The following is a 22,565-nucleotide window of genomic DNA, read 5'->3' as shown; positions in this document are numbered from 1 at the left end:
TCGACCCTCCGGCGCAGCGGTTCACGTTCGGCGACGCGGCCGAGACGAAATACGTTCAGCTGCAAACTGGTTAACATTGGTAACTACGACATCGCCGACAAGATCTGCGAGGTGGCGCTCACGGGCAGCGCGATCGCCAAGCGGGTCGCGTCGAGCTGGGCGTCCAGACGTCGCGGGGGGACGTAGACTTTTCCGGTCGAGAGGCGTTGCAACGGTTCGCCGGTCCATGCCGGTATCCGCCACGCTCGGCAGAGTCAAGGACGCCTTCCGCTACGGAAGGAACGTACGTGAACGCCTCTAAAAGCGCCCCGGCGTCAGAGACCTTCGTGCCGAACATCCGCCCCGACTGCACCGACGAGCTGACGGCTGCTCTGCGCGAGCGGATCATGGTGATCGACGGCGCGATGGGGACGGCGATCCAGCGGGACCGGCCGGACGAGGCCGGCTATCGCGGCGACCGGTTCACGGAGTGGCCGACCGCTCTTCAGGGCAACAACGACCTGCTCAATCTGACGCAGCCGCAGATCATCGAGGGGATCCACCGCGAGTACCTCGAGGCGGGCGCCGACATCCTGGAAACCAACACGTTCAACGCGAACGCGATCTCGCTCTCTGACTACGGCATGCAGGACCTGAGCTACGAGCTGAACTACGCCGGCGCCGCCCTGGCCCGCAAGGCCGCCGACGAATACAGCACCCCGGAGAAGCCCCGCTACGTCGCCGGCGCTATCGGGCCGACGACGCGCACCGCGTCGATCTCACCGGACGTCAACGACCCCGGTGCCCGCAACGTCTCGTACGACCTGCTGGTCGCTGCCTACCTCGAAGCCGCCAACGGCCTGGTCGACGGCGGGGCCGACCTCCTCATCATCGAGACGATCTTCGACTCGCTGAACGCCAAGGCGGCGGTGTTCGCCGTCGAGACGCTGTTCGAGGAGCGCGGACGACGCTGGCCGGTGATCATCTCGGGGACTATCACCGATGCTTCTGGACGGACGTTGTCCGGCCAGGTCACCGAGGCGTTCTGGAACTCCATCAGGCACGCCAAGCCGCTGGCGGTCGGCCTGAACTGCGCGCTGGGCGCGCCGGAGATGAGGCCCTACATCGCCGAGATGGCGCGGATCGCGGACACCTTCGTCTCGTGCTACCCGAACGCCGGCCTGCCCAACGCGTTCGGCGAATACGACGAGGACCCGGAGCGCCAGGCGAGCTACATCGCCGACTTCGCCGAGGCCGGCCTGGTCAACCTGGTCGGCGGCTGCTGCGGGACGGCGCCGCCGCACATCGCGGAGATCGCCAAGGTCGTCGGGGGCAAGCCGCCGCGCGAGCTGCCGGAGATCGAGGTGGCCACCCGGCTTTCGGGCCTGGAACCGCTCAACATCACCGACGATTCCCTGTTCGTGAACATCGGTGAGCGCACCAACATCACCGGCTCCGCCCGGTTCCGCAACCTGATCAAGGCCGAGGACTACGACACCGCCTTGTCGGTCGCGCTGCAGCAGGTCGAGGTCGGTGCGCAGGTCATCGACATCAACATGGACGAGGGCATGATCGACGGCGTCGCCGCGATGGACCGGTTCACCAAGCTGATCGCGGCCGAGCCCGACATCAGCCGGGTTCCGGTGATGATCGACTCCTCCAAGTGGGAGGTCATCGAGGCGGGCCTGAAGAACGTGCAGGGCAAGCCGATCGTCAACTCGATCTCCATGAAGGAGGGCGAGGAGAAGTTCGTCCGCGAGGCGCGGCTGTGCCGCAAGTACGGCGCCGCCGTGGTCGTGATGGCCTTCGACGAGCAGGGTCAGGCCGACAACCTGGAGCGCCGTAAGGAGATCTGCGGTCGCGCCTATCGGATTTTGACCGAAGAGGTCGGGTTCCCGCCCGAGGACATCATCTTCGACCCGAACTGCTTCGCGCTGGCGACCGGTATCGAGGAGCACGCGACCTACGGGATCGACTTCATCGAGGCCTGCGCCTGGATCAAGGAGAACCTTCCCGGGGTGCACATCTCCGGCGGCATCTCGAACGTGTCGTTCTCGTTCCGGGGCAACAACCCCGTGCGCGAGGCGATCCATTCCGTGTTCCTGTTCCACGCCATCAAGGCCGGCCTGGACATGGGCATCGTCAACGCCGGTGCGCTGGTGCCCTACGACTCGATCGACCCCGAGCTGCGGGACCGGATCGAGGACGTCGTCCTGAACCGTCGCGAGGACGCGGCCGAACGGCTCCTGGAGATCGCCGAACGGTTCAACAGCTCGGAGAAGTCCGAAGACCCGGCGGCGGCGGAGTGGCGATCCTTACCGGTCCGCGAGCGGATCACGCACGCCCTGGTCAAGGGCATCGACGCCCACGTCGACGCCGACACCGAGGAACTACGTGCCGAGATCGCCGCCGCAGGCGGTCGCCCGATCGAGGTGATCGAGGGCCCCCTGATGGACGGCATGAACGTCGTCGGTGACCTGTTCGGCTCGGGCAAGATGTTCCTTCCCCAGGTCGTGAAGTCGGCCCGGGTCATGAAGAAGGCCGTCGCGTACCTGCTGCCGTTCATCGAGGCGGAGAAGGAAGAGTCGGGCGCTGCCGCCGGCAAGGACACCAACGGCACGATCGTGATGGCGACCGTGAAGGGCGACGTCCACGACATCGGCAAGAACATCGTCGGAGTCGTCTTGCAGTGCAACAACTTTGAAGTGATCGACCTCGGCGTGATGGTGCCCGCCGAGAAGATCCTGGCCGCGGCGAAGGAGCACGACGCCGACATCATCGGGTTGTCCGGCCTGATCACCCCGTCCCTGGACGAGATGGTGAACTTCGCCGTCGAGATGGAACGTCAAGGCCTGGAGATTCCGCTGCTGATCGGCGGCGCGACCACCTCGCGCGCCCATACGGCCGTGAAGGTGTCGCCGCGTCGCAGCGGTCCGGTGGTGTGGGTCAAGGACGCTTCCCGCTCGGTCCCGGTGGCCGCCGCGCTTCTCGACGACAAGCAGCGCCCAGCGCTGCTGGAGGCAACCGAGAAGGACTACGCGTCGCTCCGCGAACGGCACGCCCAGAAGAACGAGCGTCCGATGGTGACGCTGGAGAAAGCCCGCGCCAACCGGACGCCGATCGACTGGGACGGCTACACGCCGCCGGTGCCCGCCCAGGGTCTCGGCGTGCGGGAGTTTCATGACTATGACCTCGCCGAGTTGCGCGAGTACATCGACTGGCAGCCGTTCTTCAACGCCTGGGAGATGAAGGGCAGGTTCCCCGACATCCTCAACAACCCCGTCTCGGGCGAGGCGGCGCGCAAGCTGTACGACGACGCCCAGGAGATGCTCGACACCCTGATCAAGGAGAAGTGGCTGACGGCCAACGGGGTGATCGGTTTTTTCCCGGCCAACGCCGTCCCCGGCGGCGACGACATCGAGGTCTACACCGACGACACCCGCACCGACGTGCTGACGACGCTGCACAACCTGCGCCAGCAGGGCGAGCACCGCGACGGCATCCCGAACCGCTCGCTGGGCGACTACGTCGCGCCCAAGGACACCGGTCTGGCTGACTACGTCGGCGCCTTCGCCGTCACCGCGGGGCTCGGCAGCCAGGAAAAGATCGCGGAGTTCAAGGCAGCCGTCGACGACTACAGCGCGATCCTGCTCGAGTCGATCGCCGACCGGTTGGCAGAGGCTTTCGCCGAACGGATGCACCAACGGGTCCGCAGGGAGTTCTGGGGATTCCAGCCGGACGAGCAGCTGGACAACGAGGCGCTCATCAGCGAGAAATACGTGGGAATCCGCCCTGCTCCGGGCTACCCGGCCTGCCCGGAGCACACCGAGAAGGTGACGCTCTGGAAGTTGATGGACGTTAAGGAGCGAACCGGCATCGAATTGACGGAGTCGATGGCGATGTGGCCCGGCGCCGCCGTCAGCGGCTGGTATTTCTCGCACCCGCAGTCGCAGTACTTCGTTATCGGTCGGATGGCCCAGGACCAGGTCGCCGACTACGCGAAGCGCAAAGGCTGGACTCTGAAGGAGGCCGAGCGCTGGCTCGCCCCGAACCTCGGCTACAACCCCGAGGACTGATTGCGTTCGGCGAACTAGATCCGCAGCACCGGCGCCAAGGCGGACAGCGGGATGTGCGCCTGCACCGTGCCGCCGTCCATGAACCACTGCATGACGCCGGGCGTGAAGTTGAGTGGCTCGTCGTGCGCCACCGGGTAGTCCGGCATGTACAGGATCAACTCGTCCGGCGTGACCGCCCACGCCTTGTAGGCCCCGGAGTAGACCTTGTCGGGAGTCCATCGGTCGACGGTGAACGGGTAGGTGCCCGGGTCGTGTGGCGGCGGCGCCTGATCGAGCGCGGTTTCGATAAACGGTTGGGCCAGTGGGGGAATGGCGGTCAGCGGATTTGACGTCGTCAGATCCGCCAGCTGCACCCGTCGGCCGCCTGCCATGTCGAACGTGAAGGTCCGGTAGGCGTTGTTGGGCTTCGGTCCGTCGGCGTGGTAGTCCTCGTGGAACACGGCGCTGAGCAGATTGCCGTGCCGGAACACTTCGAAGTTCTCCTCGCCGTAGCTGTCGGCGGCCATGGCACCGTTGGCCGTCTTCCAGTTGTTGACCAGGGTGCGCAGGTAGTCGCGGATCACCGGGCCCGTGGTGGGGTTGTCGACCAGGTCGTCGGGCACCGCGACCTTGATGTCCCGGACGGCCTTGCGTTCCGACGTGACGGAGGTGTGGCAGTACTGGCCGTCCCAGTCGCCGCCGAGCTCGCCGCAGAATGACGGGGCGGATGCGTGCGCGTGACCCGTCCCGGGAATCGTTGCGGCGGCGACCATTACCGATGCCGCGAGTATTCGCCGCATCACAGCAGCTGGACCTTGCTGGCCCGCCAGCGGCCGTCGACCTTTTCCATGGTCATCTTGATCCGGCTGCGGTCGATGCGCGGGTCGGGCGCGGCGGTGTTGGTGACCGTCTGGTCGATGAAGACCAGCACGACAACCTTGTTCGCCGACTCCGACTGAATCGCCGAGTCCACCACCACGCCGTGCGCGGTGGCCTTGTTGTCGATCAGCAGTTGCCGAAGCTTGACGCTGGACTGGGTGTACATGTCCTTGAACTCGCCCGTCGCGCCATCGAGAACCTGCCTGAAGTTCTCGTCGACCTTGTTCGAATCAATGCTCGTCAGCACTTGCGCGTAGGCGACGGCCGCCTGCTGGGCCTGGTCGCCGGCCAGCTTGACCTGATGTTCCTGCCACAGCTGCCAGCCGAGCAACCCGGAAACGGCAAGTGAGGCAACGAGCAACACCGGCAACGCGCCGCGACGCAGATACTGCTTCCACGGGCGCTTAAGGCGTTCGCGCTCGGGACGCTTGCCTTTGAGCAGCGCACCGACGTCGTCGCCCTCGTCTTCCCCGGATTGCTCACCACGGTCTTCGTCGGCGGCCTCGTCGACCGCATCGACCGATTCTTCGACGCGCGCCTCGTCGGTGTCTTCGGTTGCGGCTTCCGGTGTTTCGGCGTCCGGCTGCACTTCGGCGCGCGCCTTGGCCTTGGGGTTCTTCTTGGTGGTCACGATCACGGTCATCTCCTAGGGATCGGCTCAGCTGTTCGGGTTCAGTGCGGCGGTTCGATCGGCAGCGGGGGCCCGCCGTAGGGGGTGGGGATGGTGTAGCGGCCCCGCGGGGTCGGGTCGGTCCGTTGGCCCAGGTCCGCTCCGGGCGGCGGACCGGCGGTGTCGTCACCGCCCGGCCGCGGGGCGTTCTTGGCGCCGCGGATCGAGACCGCGGGGTCGTCGTCGCGGCAGTAGGTGTACATGAACGGCTCGTAGTAGTCGGCGGCGGAGGAGGCGTGCGATGGCGTCCCGTAGTCGCACACATAACGGGGATAGAGGTCGGCCGTCGCCCACACCCCGTGGTCGTGGAAGGTGCTCGTCACCGCGTCCAACACCGAACCACGGTAGTCAGGGAACAGCGCGTTGAGCGCCGGCACCCGCAGATAGAACAGCTGCGACATGGTGGCCATGCTGCCCAGCAGCTGGACCATCGTGTCGGAATTGTCCGCGAACAGATTGTCGACAGCCGACAGTGTGCGCGGTGTCTGGCCGGTCAACCGGCGATAGCCGGCTTGCATCCTGGCCACGCCGGTCAGCGTCTTGTCGAGTTCCGTTGCGGCAGCACCCAAGCCGGCGTTCTTGTCGCTTACCAGCGTCAGCACGACCCGGCTGGTCTTGATGATGCTGGTGGTCTGGGGCAGCACCGAATCAAGGGTCGACAGCAGGAAGGTGCCGCCGTCGACGATGGCGGTCAGCTTCGCCGGGCCCTCCTTGCTCAGGCTCAGCTCCTTTTTGATCAACTCGAGCTTGTGGGGGTCGACCTGGGCCAGTAGCCCGTCGGCGTCGGCAAGCAACTGCGCCAAGCTGACCGGGACGGCGGTGTGGTCGGACGTGATGAGGCTGCCGTCGTGCAGGTACGGTCCGGCGTCGGATGCGGCCTCGAAGTTGATGTATTGCTCACCGGCCGGCGAGAGCGCCGACACGTGCACGAAGCTGTTCGCCGGGATCCGCACCTTCGACGCGATGCTGGCGACGGCGTTCACCCCGTTGTCGGTGATCTGCAGCGACTCGACCCGGCCAACGCGCACTCCTCGCAGCGCGACATCCTGATTGGGCAGCAGGCCGCCGGAATCCGGCAATTGCACGGTGACCCGGTACGACGAGGCGAATGGCTTCACCCGCAACGCGCCGATGAGCAGGTAGGCGGTGGCAACGACCAAGATGAGCACCAACCCGGCCACCGACAGCCAGACCTGCTGCCGGTGACCGGTGCGCACCGCTCGCACAACGGCATTGGCGAAGTTGTCGACGGCGCGGATCATGGCTGCGATCCTGGCGTGGCCGGTGCCGGCGGGGGCCCGGGTGCGACGTCGATCTGGCCCGGGATGTTCGGGTCCGGGATGACCGGAACCTGCGGTGAGTTCGGACCGCGGCCGACCACACGTTCCTGCAGCCGCCAGAGGGTGTACTTGAGGGTGCCGACGAGCAGGTTCACGTTGTAGTGGTGCGGTCCGTGCAGCCCGATGTCACCGGGGAATCCGATATCGGGGATCGAACCGAGCATGATCTTGTCCACGCCTACGTTCACCGAAATCGAGTTTCCTGCAGTCGATTTGACCAGTGCGGGAATCAGCCGGTTAAGCGCCAGCCAGCTGGTATCGGGGCTCACCGCAACGTCGTTGGCGGCCCCGGCGACCGTGTTCAGGTCACGGATGATGCTGCGGCCGCTGGTGTCGGTCCCACCGATCGACGGGAACCTGGCCAACAACCGGGAGGTGTCGCCCACCTGCACGGCCAGATCGGAAAGCTCGGTGGTGTTGTCTGCCAGAGCCGAAGTGGCGGGACTGGCCGCCGCCATCAGGTCGGCGATCGTCTGGTTCTTGGCGTCGAGTTGGTCAGCCAGTCGCGACAATTGGGTCAACGCGCTCGAGATTTGATCGGACCGGGAATCCAGTCTCCCGAGCAACTCGTTGGATTTGCGGATCATGTCCCCGAATGCCTGGCCCTGGTCACCGGTCGCCTTGCCGAAACCGTTGATGATGTTGGTGAAATTGCGTACCGCACCGCCGTTCACCAGAATCGCCGCTGAGCTCAGCACCGACTCGACGGTCGCCGCGGCCGCCGTCGAATCCAGGCCGATGGTGTCGCCGTTCTTCAACAGCGGCCCGTCGGGATCGTCCGCGGCCGGCGGCTTGAGCGCGACGAAAACGTCGCCCAGCGGTGTCGCGGTGCGCAATTCGGCGGTGCTGCCCAGGGGCAATCGCACGCCGTCCCTGATGCGCAGCCGGGTGACCGCGGTGTAGTTGCGTGCGACCATCGATTCGAGCTGGCCGACGTCGGCGCCGGCGAGCTTCACCTTGGCGTTCATCGGCAGGTTGAGCGCGTTGGAGAACACCGCGTTCAGCGAATAGCCTCCCGAGCCCAGCCCCGGCGCCGGAAGGGGCAGGCTGGCAAGGCCGTTCGTGGCGCATCCCGCGGTGACCATTGCCGCGGCCACCGCCGCAAGCATTCCCCGCGCGCCCGCGGTCGTCACTTCTGCCCCATGGCGGCCATCCCGTCCAGCACATAGGTCAAGCCGAAATCGGGACCGAAATCCTGAATCGTCCCTGTGCTGCATCCCAGTTGCCGCAGGCCCATCAAGTTACAGATCTCTTTGGTGTACTGGCTGTCGAAGAGCAACCGGTCCGTGAGGAAGCGGGCGCGCACGCTGCCGTTCGCCCGGTCGACCATGTTGTAGGCGTTGTCGGCCACCAGTGGAGCAAGGTCCAGGAGCTCGGCCAGGTCGCGGCGCTGATCCGTCACCATCTTCAGCGTGGCATTGCCGTTGAGGGCGGCCTGCTTGATGTTGTCGCGGTTGGCGTCGAGCAGGTCGCCGGCCCGCTGGATCAGTTGATCGAGTTTGCGTCCGGTGTTGCCGCTGCCAATGTCCTCGTCGGCCATGATCTGGCTGACTTGATGGATGGTGGAGGCGAATTCGCGCAACTTCGTGTCATTGGCGGCCCCGGCATCGAACAGCGTGCTGATGTTTCTGACGATCGTGGTGATCTGCTCGCGGGTTGTGGCGCCGCCGTCGCTGGACAGCCGCAGCGCCTCGGAGAGCTCACCCAGCGCCGCTTTGATCTTCTCGCCGTTGCCTTTGACCACCTCGGTGCCGCCGCCCAGCACGTCGGCGATGGGGCCACCGCCATGTCCGTCGCCCTCGAGCGACTTGGTCACCTTGTCCAAGACGTTGAGGACACTGCTGAATTCGACGGGCGTTTTGGTGCGGGGCAAGCCGATGGTGTCGTGGTTTTCCAGGGTCGCTCCGCCGTGATAGGGCGGCGTGAGTTCGATCTGCCGGTCGGTGAGGATTGAGGTCGACACCGTGACGGCCTGCGCGGTGGCCGGAATTTTGACGTGGCGGTCGACGGTGAATTCGACTTCGACATAGCCGCCCTTGGGATTGATCTTGGTGATCTTGCCGACCGGCATGCCCAGTACCGCCACCACGTTGCCCTCGTAGAGGCCCGAGGCGCTGTCGAATTGGGCGGTCAAGGTGATCGCGTCCTCGTCGGGACCCAGGTACCACCAACCGATGCCGGCCACCGCCGCCATGACCGCTACGGCGGCGACGACGGCCACCGCTTTGAACGCCGGCCCCGTCACTTGCAGTCCTTGAAATACTGGATCATGCCGAATTGCTTGGCACGGCCACTGATCGCGCACATCCACGAGTCGATCAACGGAACATTGGGGGCGTTAAAGTTGATCGCGTTGCCGTCGCCCGTGAGGTTGGCCGCCTCCCGGAAGAAGATCGGACTGGTTTGCAGCATGCTGTGCAACAGGTCGTCGTGCGCAGACATCAGGTTGGTAAAGTCCCGCATGTCTTTGATCAGTGCGTCCAGACCAGACCGGTCGTTGACAACAACCTGGCTCATGGTGTCGACCAGGCTGGAGAGGGATTGCATCATCGCGTGGAATACGGCGCGCCGCGCGACGAATTGGCCCAGCAGGTCTTGGCCCTGGTCGACCAGCGTTCCGATGCCGGCCTGCTGACGCCGCAGCGTGTTGGTCACCTGCTCCGTGCTGCGCAGCAGCTGTCCGAGTTGGTCACGTCGTACCGCGATGATCGACGAAAGAGTGTTGATGTTCGAAATCGCTTGCGGCACAACCGCAGGCAGGCCCTCAAGCTGCTTGCCGAGCACCGCAAGCGATTGTGCGAACCGGTCCGAGTCCACCTGCTCGAAGGTGGTGGTGGCGTCCTGCAACGCGGCTTGCAGGTCGTAGGGCACCTCGGTGTGCGCCAAGTCGAAGGTGTTGTTGGATAGGTGCGCCGGGCCGTTGGGTTCCAGCGCGAGGTACCGCGAACCGAGAATGGTGGTGACCTTGATCTGCGCCCGGGAATCCTTGCCCAGCGCGATGTTGTCCCGGATCTTCAGCCCCGCCTCCACATGGTCACCGACGAGTTTCATGCTGGTGACGTTGCCCACCGGGATGCCCGCGACCACGATCGGGTTGCCGGCCCGCAGCGAGGCCGCCTGTAGGAATTCCGCGGTGTAGTGCCGATACCCGGCGCCAAGGGCATGCACGAGCAGCATGACCCCGATGATCACCGCGACCACCCCGACAGCGATGAACCCAAGCCAGGTCTTGTTGTAGCTCTCCAGCGGACGCCTTCTCATCCCCGAAAGTCGAAGCCGTACGGACGAATCAGCCATCAGCCGTACTCCTGCATCTGGGGGTGTGCCACGCCTTATTGCCCGGCGTCGCCGCGTTGATGATGATCGGCACCACATCGTTGAGGCCGGGGAAGAACCCCATGAAGTTCACGTCGCACACGTAGGCATTGCCGTACGCCCCCTGATTGCCGACCCGGGTAAGCCCCTTCAGCAGCAGCGGGATGTTGTCGCCGAAGAAGGCCACCTGCGGTTCGACATCCATGATGTGTTTGGTGACGCCCGGCTGGCGATCGATGAATTCGCGCAGTGCCGGGTAAACGTCCGTGGCCGAGGCCGACAGCCGGCCGGTCACCCGGGCCAGGGAGCCCACCGAGGCAACCAGGTCCGGGCGCCGCGCGTCGAGCTCGCCGACGATGCTACGGGTCTGCGTGATGACCCCGTCGAGGTCGTCGTTCTGCTGGGCCAGGTTGCCCATCACCTTGTCAAGATTGGTGATCACGCTGCCGAGGGCCTGGTCTCGGCCCGCGAACGTCTCTGTGAGCGTGGACGTCTGGCCCACCAGCACGGTGAGCGATGACGCGTCACCTTGTAGCGAGGCGATGATGCCCTTGGTGAGGTTGTCCGCGTCGTGGGGATTCAGCAGGCTGAACAATGGTTCGTAGCCGTTGAGCAGCGTAGTCACGTCGAAAGAGGGTTCGGTGCGTTCCAGCGGGATAGTGCTGCCCGGGAGGAGCGGCTCCGGACTGCCTTCCTTGCCCAAAGACAGTCCGAGGTAACGCTGGCCGACGATGTTTTGATACGTCACCGCCGCGAGGGTGTTCCCGAACAACCGCTGTTCTTGCTGCACCACGAACGAGACTCTCGCCAGTTTCCCGTCGAGATCGATCTTTTCGACGCGGCCGACGCGCACTCCGGCCATCCGGACGTCGTCGCCTTCGCGAAGCCCGTACACGTCGCTGAACACCGCCGAATACTTGGCGGTGTTGCCCGCCACGTCGCGCCGCAGGCTCACGTACACCAGCCAGGTCAGGGTCAGCGAGACGACCATGAACAGGGTCAGCGCGATGAGTGGGCCGCGAAACTTCATTTGGCCTCCCCGGGCGACGGAGCGGGTGGGTGAGCCAGCGACACCGTGGTGCCGCGCGCGACCGGACCCAGCAGCAACTCGGTGGCTTCGGTCGCGGGCGCGCCGGTGATCACGCCAAGCACGTTTCGTTCGTACTGGCTCCCAACGGGTCCCACGTTGCCCCCGAAACGGGAGCCGCCAAAGGAGGCCTGCGGAATCCACGGCGCCTTGGGCGCCACCGGCGCGACCCACGGCTCGTGCGGTTGTGGTGTCGCGGGCGCCCCCGGCGACGGGTTATCGGGATTCGCGCTCCCGGGCACGGGCGGTGACGGCGCAATCCCAGCGGGCAGTGGGGGATTGGGGTCGGACAAGTTGGGGGTTGGATTGATCAGCGGCGGACCCACCGCGACGAGGTTTCCGTCCGGACCGATCACGGTGCCCGGCGGCGGAGCCAGATCCTTGGGTGGTTGATAGTTCTGCGGCAGCAGCACGTCGGGCAGATCGGGCCGCACCGGAATCAGCGGTGCGGTGAAACAGCTGGGTCCCTTCAGTTCGCCGTAGTGCGGACAGTCGGCGCGCGTGTAGGTGGAGCTGGGGGTGAACGTCAGCATCGCGCGCATGTTGCCGAGATTGGTCTGCGGGTTCCAGACCTGCTCCATGAACTGGTTGGCCAGGTTGTCGAGTTTGGCGACCGCGGGCACGAAGTTGTTCGACTTCTGTGCCAGCACACCCAGGACCGGGGTGAAATCCGTGGTTATCCGGATGAGTTGGTCGATGTGGTTGTCGAACGATCGTCGCGTCGTGCCGACCGTGTAGTCCGCACCCGACAATAGCGAGGCGAGTTGCCCGCGGGTCTCGGCGAAGGTCCGCATCGGCTCGATGGCCTGGTGCAATGCGTCGAGCAGATCGGGCGCCGTCTGCGCGAGCCCATTGGTCGCTGCCAGCAATGCGGACACCGTGGAGGGGCCGGTGTCGGTGCTGACAATCGAATTGAGCTGATCGAGAAGTCGATTCAATTGCGCACCTGCGTTGAGCAGACTCACCCGGCGGTGGTCGGTGGCGGCGCCCAGGGCGGCCAGAATCCCCACCGACCTGTCATCGCGGTCGCGCCCGGCCGCGGCGAGCACGTCGCGCAGCTTGCTCACGGTCGTTTGAAACAGAACGGTCGGAAGCCGCTTGTCCTCCGGGATGTGCGCGCCATCGCGGATCTTCAAACGGCCCACCTGGTTTGGGGAGCCCACCAACTGAACCGACGACACGGCAAAGACGTTGCTGGGCACCACGCGCGCGGTCACGTTGGCCGGAATCGACTTGGCGTATTCCTCTTTGAGGTCGATGTGGACAAAGTTGGGCTCGCCGTGCGCTGCGGGCACGACGCCGTTGACCGTCCCGACAAGGACACCGTGGTATTTCACGTCCGACTTTTGCGGAAGGCCATCACCCACGTTCACCAGGTCGGCGATCACCCGCACGTAATCGTTGAGCCTGCCAGTCGATTTGACCAACATCGCGATGGTGAGCAGGGCGCTGACCACCACGACCGCAATTCCGATGCCGAACAGCTGCCGGTCGGAGGGGCCGCGTCCGTCCATCTCAAAGGAATTGGGCATATTTCGCGACCTACCCGCCGAACCGTGCGCCCGAGTCGACGCCCCACAGCGCCATGGTTAGCAGCATGTTCACGATGATCACGACGGTGATGCTGGCTCGCATACCGTGTCCCGCGGCGACCCCGACGCCCTCGGGGCCGCCGCTCGCGTAGTACCCGTAGTAGCACTGGATCGTGGATGCGATCCAGACGAAGATGACGGCCTTGATCAAGGAATAGACGATGTCCTGGCCGGCCAGCATCAGCGTGAAGTAGTGCAGATAGGAACCGGTCGAGCCGCCACTGCCGATCCCCACCACTATTTGGGTACTCAGGTAGCCGATCGCCAGGCACGCGGCGTACAGCGGAACGATCGCCACCACCGAAGCGATCAGCCGGGTGGTCACCAGGTAAGGGATCGGGCGGATCGCAATCGATTCCAACGCGTCGATCTCCTCGGCGATGCGCATGGATCCCAGCTGGGCGGTGAAGCGGCAGCCGCCTTGCATGGCGAAGGCGAGCGATGCCATCAGAGGGGCCAGCTCGCGGGTGTTGACCAGCGAGGAGACGAACCCGGTGGCGGGACCGAGGCCGAGCAGATCCAGGAAGTTGTAGCCCTCGATGCCGACGAGCGCGCCGACGGTCGTGCCGAGGACGACGGCCACGCCGGCGGTGCCGCCGCCCACCACGATCGAGCCGTTGCCCCAGGTGATGTTCGACAACAGCCGCAAGAACTCGCCCCGGTACTGGCGCAGGGCAAGCGGCACGGCGACCAGCGCCCGGACGAAGAAGACCAACAAATGGCCGAGCCGGATGATCGGTACCTTGCCCCTGCGGTAGAGCCTTACGAGCGGGACCGAAATCGGGGCAAGCGGTAGATAAGCGGAGGCCGTCACGTCACAGCCCCGTCCTGGGCGACAACATGATGTAAAGCTGGCTGATCGCTACGTTGACGATCATCAGCAGCAGGATCGCCTCGACGACCGCCGCGTTCACCGAGTTCGCGACGCCCGTTGGTCCGCCCTTGGTGGACAAGCCTTTTTGGCTCGACACGATGGCCACGATCGCGCCGAACACGATCGCCTTCACCAGCGCCAAGATCATGTCGTCGGTCGTCGCGAACGACGCGAATGTCGAAACGAAGCTGCCCGGTGCCCCGTTCTGGAAATACACATTGAACATGTAGCTCGCGAAGAATCCCGCGAAGCACACGACGCCGGTGAGGGCCACGCCGATCATCACGGCTGCGGCGAGGCGGGGGACCACCAGACGGCGGATCACCGAGACGCCCATCACCTCCATCGCGTCGGTTTCTTCGCGCATCGTGCGCGAACCCAGGTCGGCGGTGATCGCCGACCCGACGGCCGACGCCATCAGCACCGCGGCCACCAGCGACGCCCCCTGCCGGATGACCGCGAGCCCGCTGGCCGCTCCGGCCAGCGACGTGGCCCCGACCTGGCCGGCCAGCAGCGCGAACTGGATGGATAGGGTGACGCTGATGGGCAGCGACACCAGGATCGTCGGCAACACGGCGGTGCCGGCCATGAACGCGCCCTGGCGGACGAATTCCTGCCATTGGAATCGCCCGGTCATCAGGTCGAAGAAGAAGTATTGAACGGTGCGCACACCCAAAACGAACTGTTCGCCGACCGTCGTCAGCGAGGCGACCGGGTGACGTTTGACGTATCCGACCGACCAGTCCCGAACGGCGGCGACTCCGTCGACTTGTGTCGTCATAACGGCATGACCCGCAGCCCGACCAGCAAACTAGTGGCGCCGGTCATCGCGTACCAGCTACCGCATTCATCGGCCCTCTCCCCACCCCTGTATTCCTGAGTGCCGAGCAGACGACCTTGAGCGCGATTGAAGGCTATTCTTATTAAAATAGTGTCAACAAGCCCTTAGACTCTGCAGTTCGTTGGTGTGTGCCGCATCACACTAGCCTACTTGATAGGGACTTTCAATAGTGTAGAGTCACTCATCTCGGTTCGTCGCTGGACTGCGCCGCGGGGATTGAATGTTGCATTGACGAAGGTGAAGATATGCCGTCAGCAAACACCGGCTCGTTGCGGGACCGGCGCCGGGCGGCGTTGCTCACCCAGATTCAGCACACCGCGCACCAGCTCTTCGCCGAGCGCGGCTTCGAGGCGGTGACCACCGAGGACATCGCGGCGGCCGCCGGCATTTCCATCAGCACGTACTTTCGGTACGCGCCCACCAAGGAGGGGCTGCTGGTCGATCCGGTCCGCGAGGCCGCCGCCGAGATCGTGGGCACCTACAGCGCCCGGCCCGCTCACGAGTCGCCGGTCGAGGCGTTGATCCAGCTGTTCGTCACGCATGCCAACGATGTCAGCGAGGCTGGCAACCTCGATACCTGGCGTGAGGCCGTCGCCACCGCGCCGCACCTGTTGAGCAAATCCGTGCTCGTCAGCGAAAGCGACCACCGCAAGCTGATCGAGCAAGTCGCAAACCGCATGGGTGTCGATGCGGCAGTTGACATTCGGCCCGCGCTTTTGATCCACACGAGCTTGGCCACAGTCAAATTCGTTCTCGATGGCTGGCTGACTTCGGATACCGCCGGGAGCCCACCGTTTCACGTGCGATTGGAAGAGGCGCTGCGGATCACGCTAGCCGGATTCGACTGACCGGGTGGCTCAAAACGTCACCAGAGTGAAACCGGGGTGACTTTGCTGCGCGCCGCGTGAAACAATCGCTGGCCGTGAAGACCTTCGAGGATCTGTTCGCCGAACTGGGGGAGCGCGCCCGCACCCGGCCCCCCGGCAGCGCCACGGTCGCCGCACTGGACGGCGGCATCCACGGGCTGGGCAAGAAGATCCTCGAGGAGGCCGGCGAGGTGTGGCTGGCGGCCGAACACGAACCCGACGACGCACTGGCCGAGGAGATCAGCCAATTGCTGTACTGGACGCAGGTGCTCATGATCGCGCGCGGCCTGTCCCTCGACGACGTCTACCGGAAGCTGTGAGCGTGCTACGGGTCGCGGTTCCCAACAAGGGCACGCTGAGCGAGCCGGCCAGCGAAATTCTCGCGGAGGCGGGCTACCGGCGTCGCACCGATTCCAAAGATCTCACCGTCATCGACCCGGTCAACCAGGTCGAGTTCTTCTTCCTGCGGCCCAAAGACATTGCGATCTATGTGGGTTCGGGGCAGCTGGACTTCGGCATCACCGGACGCGACCTGGTCCGCGACTCGGACGCGCCGGTGCGCGAACGCCTGGCGTTGGGCTTCGGGTCGTCGAGTTTTCGGTATGCCGCGCCGGCCGGGCGGGACTGGACAACGGCCGATCTGGCCGGAAAGCGGATCGCCACCGCCTATCCGAATCTGGTTCGAAAAGACTTGGCCCAGCGGGGGATTGAGGCCACCGTCATCAGGCTCGACGGCGCGGTGGAGATTTCGGTACAACTCGGCGTGGCCGACGCCATCGCCGACGTGGTCGGCTCGGGGCGCACCCTGAGCCTGCACGACCTGGTGGCATTCGGTGACCCGCTGTGCGATTCGGAGGCGGTCTTGATCGAGGGGGCCGACCCGGACGGCCAAGACGGGACACGGGCGGCGCGCGATCAGCTGGTGGCGCGGATCCAGGGGGTGGTGTTCGGCCAGCAGTACCTGATGCTCGACTACGACTGCCCGCGTTCCGTCCTGGAGAAGGCCACGGCCATCACGCCCGGACTGGAGTCACCGACGATCGCGCCGCTCGCCGATCCGGACTGGGTCGCCATCCGCGCCCTGGTGCCGCGCCGGGGCGTCAACGAGATCATGGACGAGCTGGCTGCCATCGGTGCCAAGGCGATTCTGGCTTCCGACATCAGGTTCTGCCGCTTCTGATCGAACGGGTGCGGTGACCGCGGCTGTGTTAGCGTCCGCCTAGGGCTGTTTCGCCCGTGTCACCCCCATGGGCCGTCATCCCTGACCATTGCCGGGCTGTTCGTTCCCTCAGGAGGGTCTTCGTGACACACGCGCTTATTCTGCTGGTGGCTTTGTTGATCGGTGTCGTCGCCGGGTTGCGCTCGCTGACGGCTCCCGCCGTCGTCGCCTGGGCCGCGTTTTTGGGTTGGATCGACTTGCACGGCACGTGGGCGGCCTGGATGGCCAACATCATCACGGCCATTGTGTTCACCGTTCTCGCCGTCGGCGAACTCGTCATCGACAAGCTGCCCAAGACGCCGGCCCGCACCGCGCCGCCGGTCTTCGCCGCCCGGATCATCATGGGCGGGTTGGCGGGCGCGGCGCTGGGCGCATGGCCGCATTGGACCTATACCGCGCTCGGGGCCGGCGTCATCGGCGCGGTGCTCGGCACTCTCGGCGGCTATCAGGCGCGCAAACGCCTTGCCGCCGTGGCCGGCAAGGACTTGCCCATCGCGCTGCTGGAGGACGCCATCGCAATCCTGGGTGGGTTTGCCATCGCTGCGGCGACCGGTCACGTGCTAACGGAGTACCTGCTGACGGCCGTTAAGTGACAGCGCATTTCGACGCCATCATCGTCGGCGCCGGACAGGCTGGCCCACCGCTCGCGGGGCGACTGACGGCGGCGGGGCAGCGCATCGCGCTGGTGGAGCGCAAACTCGTCGGCGGCACCTGCGTCAACACCGGATGCATCCCGACGAAGACGCTGGTGGCCAGCGCGTATGCCGCCCACCTCGCGCGGCGCGGTGCGGACTTCGGGGTTTCTACCGGACCGGTGAGCGTGGACATGGCCAAAGTCAAGGCACGTAAAGACAACATCATGCTGGGCGACCGCAAGGGCGTCGAGGACTGGCTGGCGGGCATGGACGGTTGCACCGTCTTTCGCGGGCACGCCCGTTTCGAGGATCCGCACACATTGCGGGTGGACTCGCAAAATGGGCAAGACGTGCTGCATGCCGACCGGATCTTCCTCAATGTCGGTGGCCGCGCGGTGGTGCCGGACATCCCGGGCTTGTCCGACATCGAGTTCCTCACCAACGTCTCCATCCTCGAACTCGACACGCTGCCAACACATCTCGTCATCCTCGGCGGGAGCTATATCGCGCTGGAGTTCGCGCAGATGTACCGGCGCTTCGGGGCCCCGGTCACCGTCGTCGAGAGGGGTTCGCGCCTGGCGTCCCGCGAAGACGAGGACGTCTCCGCCGCCGTCCGGGTCATCCTGGAGGACGAGGGCATCGACGTCATCGTCGGCGCCGATGACGTGCGGATCACTAATACCGGCAACGGTTTTGAACTCACGCCTAGTGCGGGTGCTGATCCCATTGCCGGAAGCCACTTGTTGCTGGCCGTCGGCCGGCGGCCCAACACCGACGACCTGGGGCTTGAGGCGGCGGGTGTGCGGACGGACGCCCGCGGCTATATCGTCGTCGACGACCAGCTCAAGACCAACGTCGACCACATCTGGGCGATGGGCGACTGCAACGGCAGGGGGGCGTTCACCCATACCTCCTACAACGATTTCGAGATCATCGCCGCCAACCTGCTCGATGACGACCCGCGCCGGGTCAGCGACCGCATCACCACCTATGCGCTCTATATCGACCCACCGCTAGGGCGGGCCGGCATGACCGTCGACCAGGTCCGCGCGTCGGGGCGCAAGGCGCTCGTCGGTAAGCGGCCGATGACCAGGGTGGGCCGGGCGGTGGAAAAGGGTGAGACGCAAGGCTTTATGAAGGTCGTGGTCGATGCCGAAACCCGGGAGATTTTGGGAGCGGCCATCTTCGGCGTCGGCGGCGACGAGGCCGTGCACGAAATCCTGGACGTCATGTCGGCCAAAGCGCCCTACACCACGCTCGCGCGCACCATGCACATCCATCCCACCGTCAGCGAGCTCATTCCCACCATGCTGCAGGAGATGACGCCGCTATCGGACTGAGCGCGCCGTCGTGGCGGGGCGACGGGAACGGCGTCGGCTGCTACGCGCGGCGGCCGGACCGTGGCCGGCAACCGAGGTCGGCGCGGGCCGCCGGGCCGGGGCCGAGGCGGGCGCGACGACCTTGCGGGGCGCGGCTTCGCCGGCGAGGGCGTGGATGACCGGGGAAGCCGCCGTGACCTGTTGGGGGACGGCCCGAATGGCCGCCTTGCGCATCATCGATTCGGTGTCGCGGCGTTGCTCGGGCAGCGCGATGGTGACCACGTCACCGGAGGCGCCGGCGCGGGCCGTGCGGCCGGATCGATGCAGGTAAGCCTTGTGCTCCGCGGGCGGGTCGACGTGGACCACCAGGTCGACGTTGTCGACGTGCACACCGCGGGCGGCGATATCGGTTGCGACGAGGACTCGCGCGTGTCCGGCCGTGAACGCCGCCAAGTTCCGGTCGCGCACGGCTTGGGAGAGGTTGCCGTGCAACTCCACCGAGGCGATACCCGATTGCGTGAGTTGGCGCGCCAGCTTGCGGGCCTGGTGTTTGGTCCGCATGAACAGGATTCGCCGCGAGTCTCCAGCGGCCAACCGGTGTACCAAGTCTTTCTTGGCTTGCGGGCCATCGACACAGAAGAGGTGATGTGTCATCGCAGGGGTCAGCGACGTCGGGTCGGCGACCGAGTGCGTCACCGGGCTGGTGAGGAATCGTTTCACCAGGGTGTCGACCGCGCCGTCCAGCGTGGCCGAGAAGAGCAGCCGCTGGCCGGTGGCGGGGGTGGCCGCCAAGATTCGGGTAACGGTGGGGAGGAAGCCGAGGTCGGCGAGGTGGTCGGCCTCATCGATGACGGTGACCTGCACCGCGCTCAGATCGATGACGCGTTGCTTCATCAGGTCTTCCAGGCGGCCCGGGCAGGCGACGACGATGTCGACCCCGGACTTCAGCGCCGTGACTTGCCTGTGCTGCGGCACCCCGCCGAAGATCGTGACCACGCGCAGCCGCCGAACGGCGGCAAGCGGCTCGATGGTCGCGGCGATTTGGGTCGCCAGTTCACGCGTGGGGGCCAACACCAGCCCGGTCGGCCGGCCCGGCCGCCGATTACCGGCATCGAGTCGGCTTACCAGCGGGATCGAGAACGCGAGCGTCTTGCCGCTGCCGGTCTTGCCGCGGCCCAACACATCACGGCCGGCAAGCGTATCCGGCAAGGTCTCGATCTGGATGGGAAACGGCCGGTGAGCGCCGCCCTTAGCGAGCGCGTCAACCAACGGCTGGCTCACGCCGAGGTGAGCAAAAGTTTTGTCTTCAAGCATGTTTCATTATCCCTAAGCATCGGTGGTGGCGAGATTGCCCGTCTGGCAACATCGATCGCCGCGCTCGAGGCTGTGCGGTGCGCACCTGGTCATCTCGGACTCGGCGCCCCGCGGGGATCTGAGAAGAAATAACGAATCGATCACGACGTGCTGGCAAGCCGTTCGGCGCCAACGTTGTCAACAGCATACCGCACTCGCGGTGAGCCGGCGGCTAGGCCACAGAGACCCTCGTCACACCATTGGTGAGCGGTTGGTCATGCCGCCGGCTCGGTCTGATGCGAAAACTCTTGCGCCGGTGGGTATTCCGGCCAGCCCGGATAAGTCGGCGGTGTTCCGCCGAACAGCGGGCAGTGCTGCTGGTGGGGGCACCAGTCGCACAACCGCGACTGGCTGGGACGGAAATCGCCCGTCTGCCCGGCGGATTGGATCGCGCGCCAGATCGCCATCAGGGTCTTCTCAAACCGCAGCAACTCGTCGTGGTCGGGCGAGTAATCCAGCACTTGGCCGTCGGCGAGGTAGATGAGCCGCAGCCGGGTGGGCGGCACGCCGCGGGTGCGCAGCAGGGCAACCGCGTAGAACTTCATCTGGAACATCGCTTTGAATTCCGCCAGGGCACGCGCGGCCGGCGGCGCCTTGCCGGTCTTGTAGTCGACCACCCGCAGCTCGCCGGTGGCGGCGACGTCGATCCGATCGATGAACCCGCGCAGCAGCGTGCCGTCGGCGAGCTCGACCTCCACGCGCTCTTCACAGCAATGCGGGTCGAAGCGGGTCGGGTCCTCGAGCCGGTAATAGCCGGAGAGCAGCGCACGGGCCTCGGCGAGCAGCTGGCCGCGCTGCGCGGGATCGAACTCGCCGGCCAGGTCGGGTTCCGCGGCGATCACCCGCTCCCAGGCCGGCTCGACCAGCGACAGCGCGGTGTCGGGGCCGCGCTGGGCGGCGGGCAGCCCGTAGAGCTGCTGCAGGGCCGCGTGCACCACCGAGCCGCGCAACTGTGCGGCCGACGGGGCCTCGGGCAACCGGTCGATCGCCCGGAACCGGTACAGCAGCGGGCACTGCTTGAAGTCCGCCGCCCGCGACGGGGAGAGCGCCGGTTTCGCAGCCGGCCGCGTGCGTGTCTGCGGCTGGTCGATCATGAGCGCAGCGTAGAACCGGGTGCCGACAACCCCGAGCACCGCCCGCGGCGAGTCGGCTGGCACGCTAGACGGCGTGTCCGCAACCGGCCCGTTCACCGTCGGGGAACGCGTCCAACTCACCGACGCCAAGGGCCGGCACTACACGATGTCGCTCACGCCCGGCGCCGAGTTCCATACCCATCGCGGCTCGATCGCCCACGATGCGCTGATCGGGCTGGAGCAGGGCAGCGTGGTCAAATCCAGCAACGGGGCGCCCTTCCTGGTGCTGCGCCCGCTGCTGGTCGACTACATCATGTCGATGCCCCGCGGGCCGCAGGTCATCTACCCCAAGGACGCGGCGCAGATCGTGCACGAGGGCGACATCTTCCCGGGCGCCCGCGTGCTGGAGGCCGGGGCCGGATCCGGGGCGCTGACCTGCTCGCTGCTGCGCGCGGTCGGGCCCGAGGGGCGGGTGGTCTCCTACGAACAGCGCGCCGATCACGCCGAACACGCGCTCCGCAACGTCTCGGTGTTCTATGGCCAGCCACCGGACAACTGGGAGCTGATCGTCAGCGACCTCGTCGACTCCGATCGGCCCGACGGCTCCTTCGACCGGGCGGTGCTCGACATGCTCGCGCCGTGGGAGGTGCTCGACGCGGTGTCCCGCCTGCTGATCCCCGGCGGCGTACTGATGATCTACGTGGCGACCGTGACCCAGCTGTCGCGCGTCGTGGAGGCGTTGCGGGCCCAGCAATGCTGGACCGAGCCGCGGTCGTGGGAAACGCTGCAGCGCGGCTGGAACGTGGTCGGCCTGGCCGTCCGGCCGCAGCATTCCATGCGCGGGCACACCGCATTCCTGGTCTTCACGCGACGCCTCGCACCCGGCGTCGTCGCCCCCGCGCCGTTGGGCCGCAAACGCGAGGGCCGCGACGGCTAGCGGCGATCGCAAGCGCGGCGGGTCGTCGCCATCGGCCGGGCTTTTGCGTTAGTCGTCGCTGCGCTGCAAGCCGCGTCGCACCGACAGCAGCTCGAACTCTGGGTGCGCGGCCACCAGCCGTTCGGCCGCATCCAGGACGTCGACCGCGTGGCTCCGGTCGGCGGACACCGTGGCCAGCCCGATGCCCGCGCGCCGGTAGAGCTCATGTGAACCGGTCTCGGCCGCCGACACGCTGAATTTGCGTCGCAGCTCGGCGACGACGGGGCGGATCACCGACCGTTTCTGCTTGAGCGACCGGACGTCGCCGAGTAAGACGTCGAACTCGAGCCAGCCGATCCACATGCCGGGTGTCAACCGGGTGGCTCCGGGGCCGGCGCGGGCTCTGGGGCCGGACCGGGCTCCGGGGCTGGTGCGGGAGCCGGGGCGGGGTCTGGTTGCGGCGCGGGCGCAGGGGCCGGCACGGGCGGCGGAGCGGGTGGCGGTGCGGGGGCCGGCGCGGACGGCGGAGCAGGTGGCGGTGCGGGGGGCGGC

At 66.3% G+C, this 22,565-nt stretch carries 20 protein-coding genes and 1 pseudogene; 8 read left to right on the top strand and 13 right to left on the bottom strand.

Annotated elements, in window-relative coordinates; genetic code table 11:
• Positions 1–287: 287 nt before the first annotated feature.
• Positions 288–4,055 (top strand): methionine synthase, encoded by a 3,768-nt coding sequence (gene metH / locus A5756_RS03190; protein WP_066946888.1) that lies wholly within the window; start codon positions 288–290, stop codon positions 4,053–4,055.
• A 14-nt stretch (positions 4,056–4,069) separates the two neighbouring features.
• Here the strand turns inward: metH and A5756_RS03185 are convergent, their stop codons facing one another.
• Genes A5756_RS03185 through A5756_RS03140 form a run of 10 tightly spaced genes read right to left on the bottom strand, consistent with a single transcriptional unit; the run spans position 4,070 to position 14,572 of the window.
• Positions 4,070–4,837, bottom strand: coding sequence for a mannan-binding family protein (locus tag A5756_RS03185; protein WP_197505316.1), 768 nt, complete (start codon positions 4,835–4,837; stop codon positions 4,070–4,072).
• Positions 4,834–5,556, bottom strand: coding sequence for a tetratricopeptide repeat protein (locus A5756_RS03180; RefSeq protein WP_066946884.1), 723 nt, complete (start codon positions 5,554–5,556; stop codon positions 4,834–4,836). The genes A5756_RS03185 and A5756_RS03180 overlap by 4 nt, the downstream gene beginning before the upstream one ends.
• A gap of 29 nt (positions 5,557–5,585) precedes the next feature.
• Positions 5,586–6,845 (bottom strand): MlaD family protein, encoded by a 1,260-nt coding sequence (locus A5756_RS03175; RefSeq protein ID WP_066946881.1) that lies wholly within the window; start codon positions 6,843–6,845, stop codon positions 5,586–5,588.
• Positions 6,842–8,056 (bottom strand): MlaD family protein, encoded by a 1,215-nt coding sequence (locus tag A5756_RS03170; protein WP_197505317.1) that lies wholly within the window; start codon positions 8,054–8,056, stop codon positions 6,842–6,844. The genes A5756_RS03175 and A5756_RS03170 overlap by 4 nt, the downstream gene beginning before the upstream one ends.
• On the bottom strand, positions 8,053–9,168 hold the full coding sequence (locus tag A5756_RS03165; protein WP_255360739.1) for an MCE family protein: 1,116 nt from the start codon (positions 9,166–9,168) through the stop codon (positions 8,053–8,055). The genes A5756_RS03170 and A5756_RS03165 overlap by 4 nt, the downstream gene beginning before the upstream one ends.
• A complete protein-coding gene (locus A5756_RS03160) occupies positions 9,165–10,220 on the bottom strand; it encodes an MCE family protein (protein ID WP_066946875.1) in 1,056 nt (351 codons plus the stop codon). Before A5756_RS03160 ends, A5756_RS03165 begins: the two co-directional genes overlap by 4 nt.
• Positions 10,213–11,268, bottom strand: a complete 1,056-nt coding sequence (locus A5756_RS03155; protein WP_066946871.1) for an MlaD family protein — start codon at positions 11,266–11,268, stop codon at positions 10,213–10,215. The genes A5756_RS03160 and A5756_RS03155 overlap by 8 nt, the downstream gene beginning before the upstream one ends.
• A complete protein-coding gene (locus A5756_RS03150) occupies positions 11,265–12,857 on the bottom strand; it encodes an MlaD family protein (RefSeq protein WP_066946867.1) in 1,593 nt (530 codons plus the stop codon). The genes A5756_RS03155 and A5756_RS03150 overlap by 4 nt, the downstream gene beginning before the upstream one ends.
• A 10-nt stretch (positions 12,858–12,867) precedes the next feature.
• Positions 12,868–13,731, bottom strand: coding sequence for an ABC transporter permease (locus A5756_RS03145; RefSeq protein WP_066946863.1), 864 nt, complete (start codon positions 13,729–13,731; stop codon positions 12,868–12,870).
• A gap of 1 nt (position 13,732) precedes the next feature.
• The gene (locus A5756_RS03140) at positions 13,733–14,572 is read right to left on the bottom strand and encodes an ABC transporter permease (RefSeq protein ID WP_066946858.1); all 840 of its coding nucleotides are present in this window, start codon (positions 14,570–14,572) and stop codon (positions 13,733–13,735) included.
• Between the two features lie 305 nt (positions 14,573–14,877).
• Here A5756_RS03140 and A5756_RS03135 point away from each other — a divergent pair, with 305 nt between their 5' ends.
• The 5 genes from A5756_RS03135 to A5756_RS03115 all read left to right on the top strand — a co-directional run bounded on the left by A5756_RS03135 (position 14,878) and on the right by A5756_RS03115 (position 18,692).
• Positions 14,878–15,480, top strand: coding sequence for a TetR family transcriptional regulator (locus A5756_RS03135; RefSeq protein WP_066946857.1), 603 nt, complete (start codon positions 14,878–14,880; stop codon positions 15,478–15,480).
• A 56-nt stretch (positions 15,481–15,536) separates the two neighbouring features.
• A complete protein-coding gene (locus A5756_RS03130; RefSeq protein WP_066946853.1) occupies positions 15,537–15,818 on the top strand; it encodes a phosphoribosyl-ATP diphosphatase in 282 nt (93 codons plus the stop codon).
• 2 nt (positions 15,819–15,820) lie between these two features.
• Positions 15,821–16,678, top strand: coding sequence for an ATP phosphoribosyltransferase (gene hisG / locus A5756_RS03125; RefSeq protein WP_066946911.1), 858 nt, complete (start codon positions 15,821–15,823; stop codon positions 16,676–16,678).
• A 122-nt stretch (positions 16,679–16,800) separates the two neighbouring features.
• Positions 16,801–17,310: a DUF4126 domain-containing protein gene (locus A5756_RS03120; RefSeq protein WP_066946849.1), complete on the top strand. Its 510-nt coding sequence runs from the start codon at positions 16,801–16,803 to the stop codon at positions 17,308–17,310.
• Complete coding sequence (locus A5756_RS03115; RefSeq protein WP_066946844.1) at positions 17,307–18,692, top strand: FAD-containing oxidoreductase; 1,386 nt, start codon at positions 17,307–17,309, stop codon at positions 18,690–18,692. The genes A5756_RS03120 and A5756_RS03115 overlap by 4 nt, the downstream gene beginning before the upstream one ends.
• Here the strand turns inward: A5756_RS03115 and A5756_RS03110 are convergent.
• Together A5756_RS03110 and A5756_RS03105 are read right to left on the bottom strand one after the other, a co-directional pair.
• Positions 18,681–19,985 (bottom strand): DEAD/DEAH box helicase, encoded by a 1,305-nt coding sequence (locus tag A5756_RS03110; protein WP_066946840.1) that lies wholly within the window; start codon positions 19,983–19,985, stop codon positions 18,681–18,683. The two genes, A5756_RS03115 and A5756_RS03110, sit on opposite strands and share 12 nt — an antisense overlap.
• A gap of 254 nt (positions 19,986–20,239) precedes the next feature.
• Positions 20,240–21,118, bottom strand: coding sequence for a RecB family exonuclease (locus tag A5756_RS03105; protein WP_066946908.1), 879 nt, complete (start codon positions 21,116–21,118; stop codon positions 20,240–20,242).
• A gap of 73 nt (positions 21,119–21,191) precedes the next feature.
• On the opposite strand from A5756_RS03105, the gene trmI reads away from it, so the two are divergent.
• Complete coding sequence (gene trmI, locus A5756_RS03100; RefSeq protein ID WP_066946836.1) at positions 21,192–22,034, top strand: tRNA (adenine(58)-N(1))-methyltransferase TrmI; 843 nt, start codon at positions 21,192–21,194, stop codon at positions 22,032–22,034.
• Between the two features lie 48 nt (positions 22,035–22,082).
• On the opposite strand, the gene A5756_RS03095 is transcribed toward trmI, so the two are convergent.
• Positions 22,083–22,376 carry a DUF503 domain-containing protein gene (locus A5756_RS03095; protein ID WP_066946832.1) on the bottom strand — a complete coding sequence of 98 codons (294 nt, stop codon included), beginning with the start codon at positions 22,374–22,376 and terminating at the stop codon, positions 22,083–22,085.
• Between A5756_RS03095 and A5756_RS26355 the strand changes: the two are divergent.
• Positions 22,375–22,565: pseudogene (locus A5756_RS26355) on the top strand (hypothetical protein); the annotation flags it as partial. The gene A5756_RS03095 and the pseudogene A5756_RS26355 overlap by 2 nt on opposite strands.

Source organism: Mycobacterium sp. 852002-53434_SCH5985345 (genome assembly GCF_001667155.1).
Classification (GTDB): Bacteria; Actinomycetota; Actinomycetes; order Mycobacteriales; family Mycobacteriaceae; genus Mycobacterium.
The sequence above is the reverse complement of the archived record's forward strand: the minus strand, read 5'-3'. Positions and strand labels throughout refer to the sequence as shown.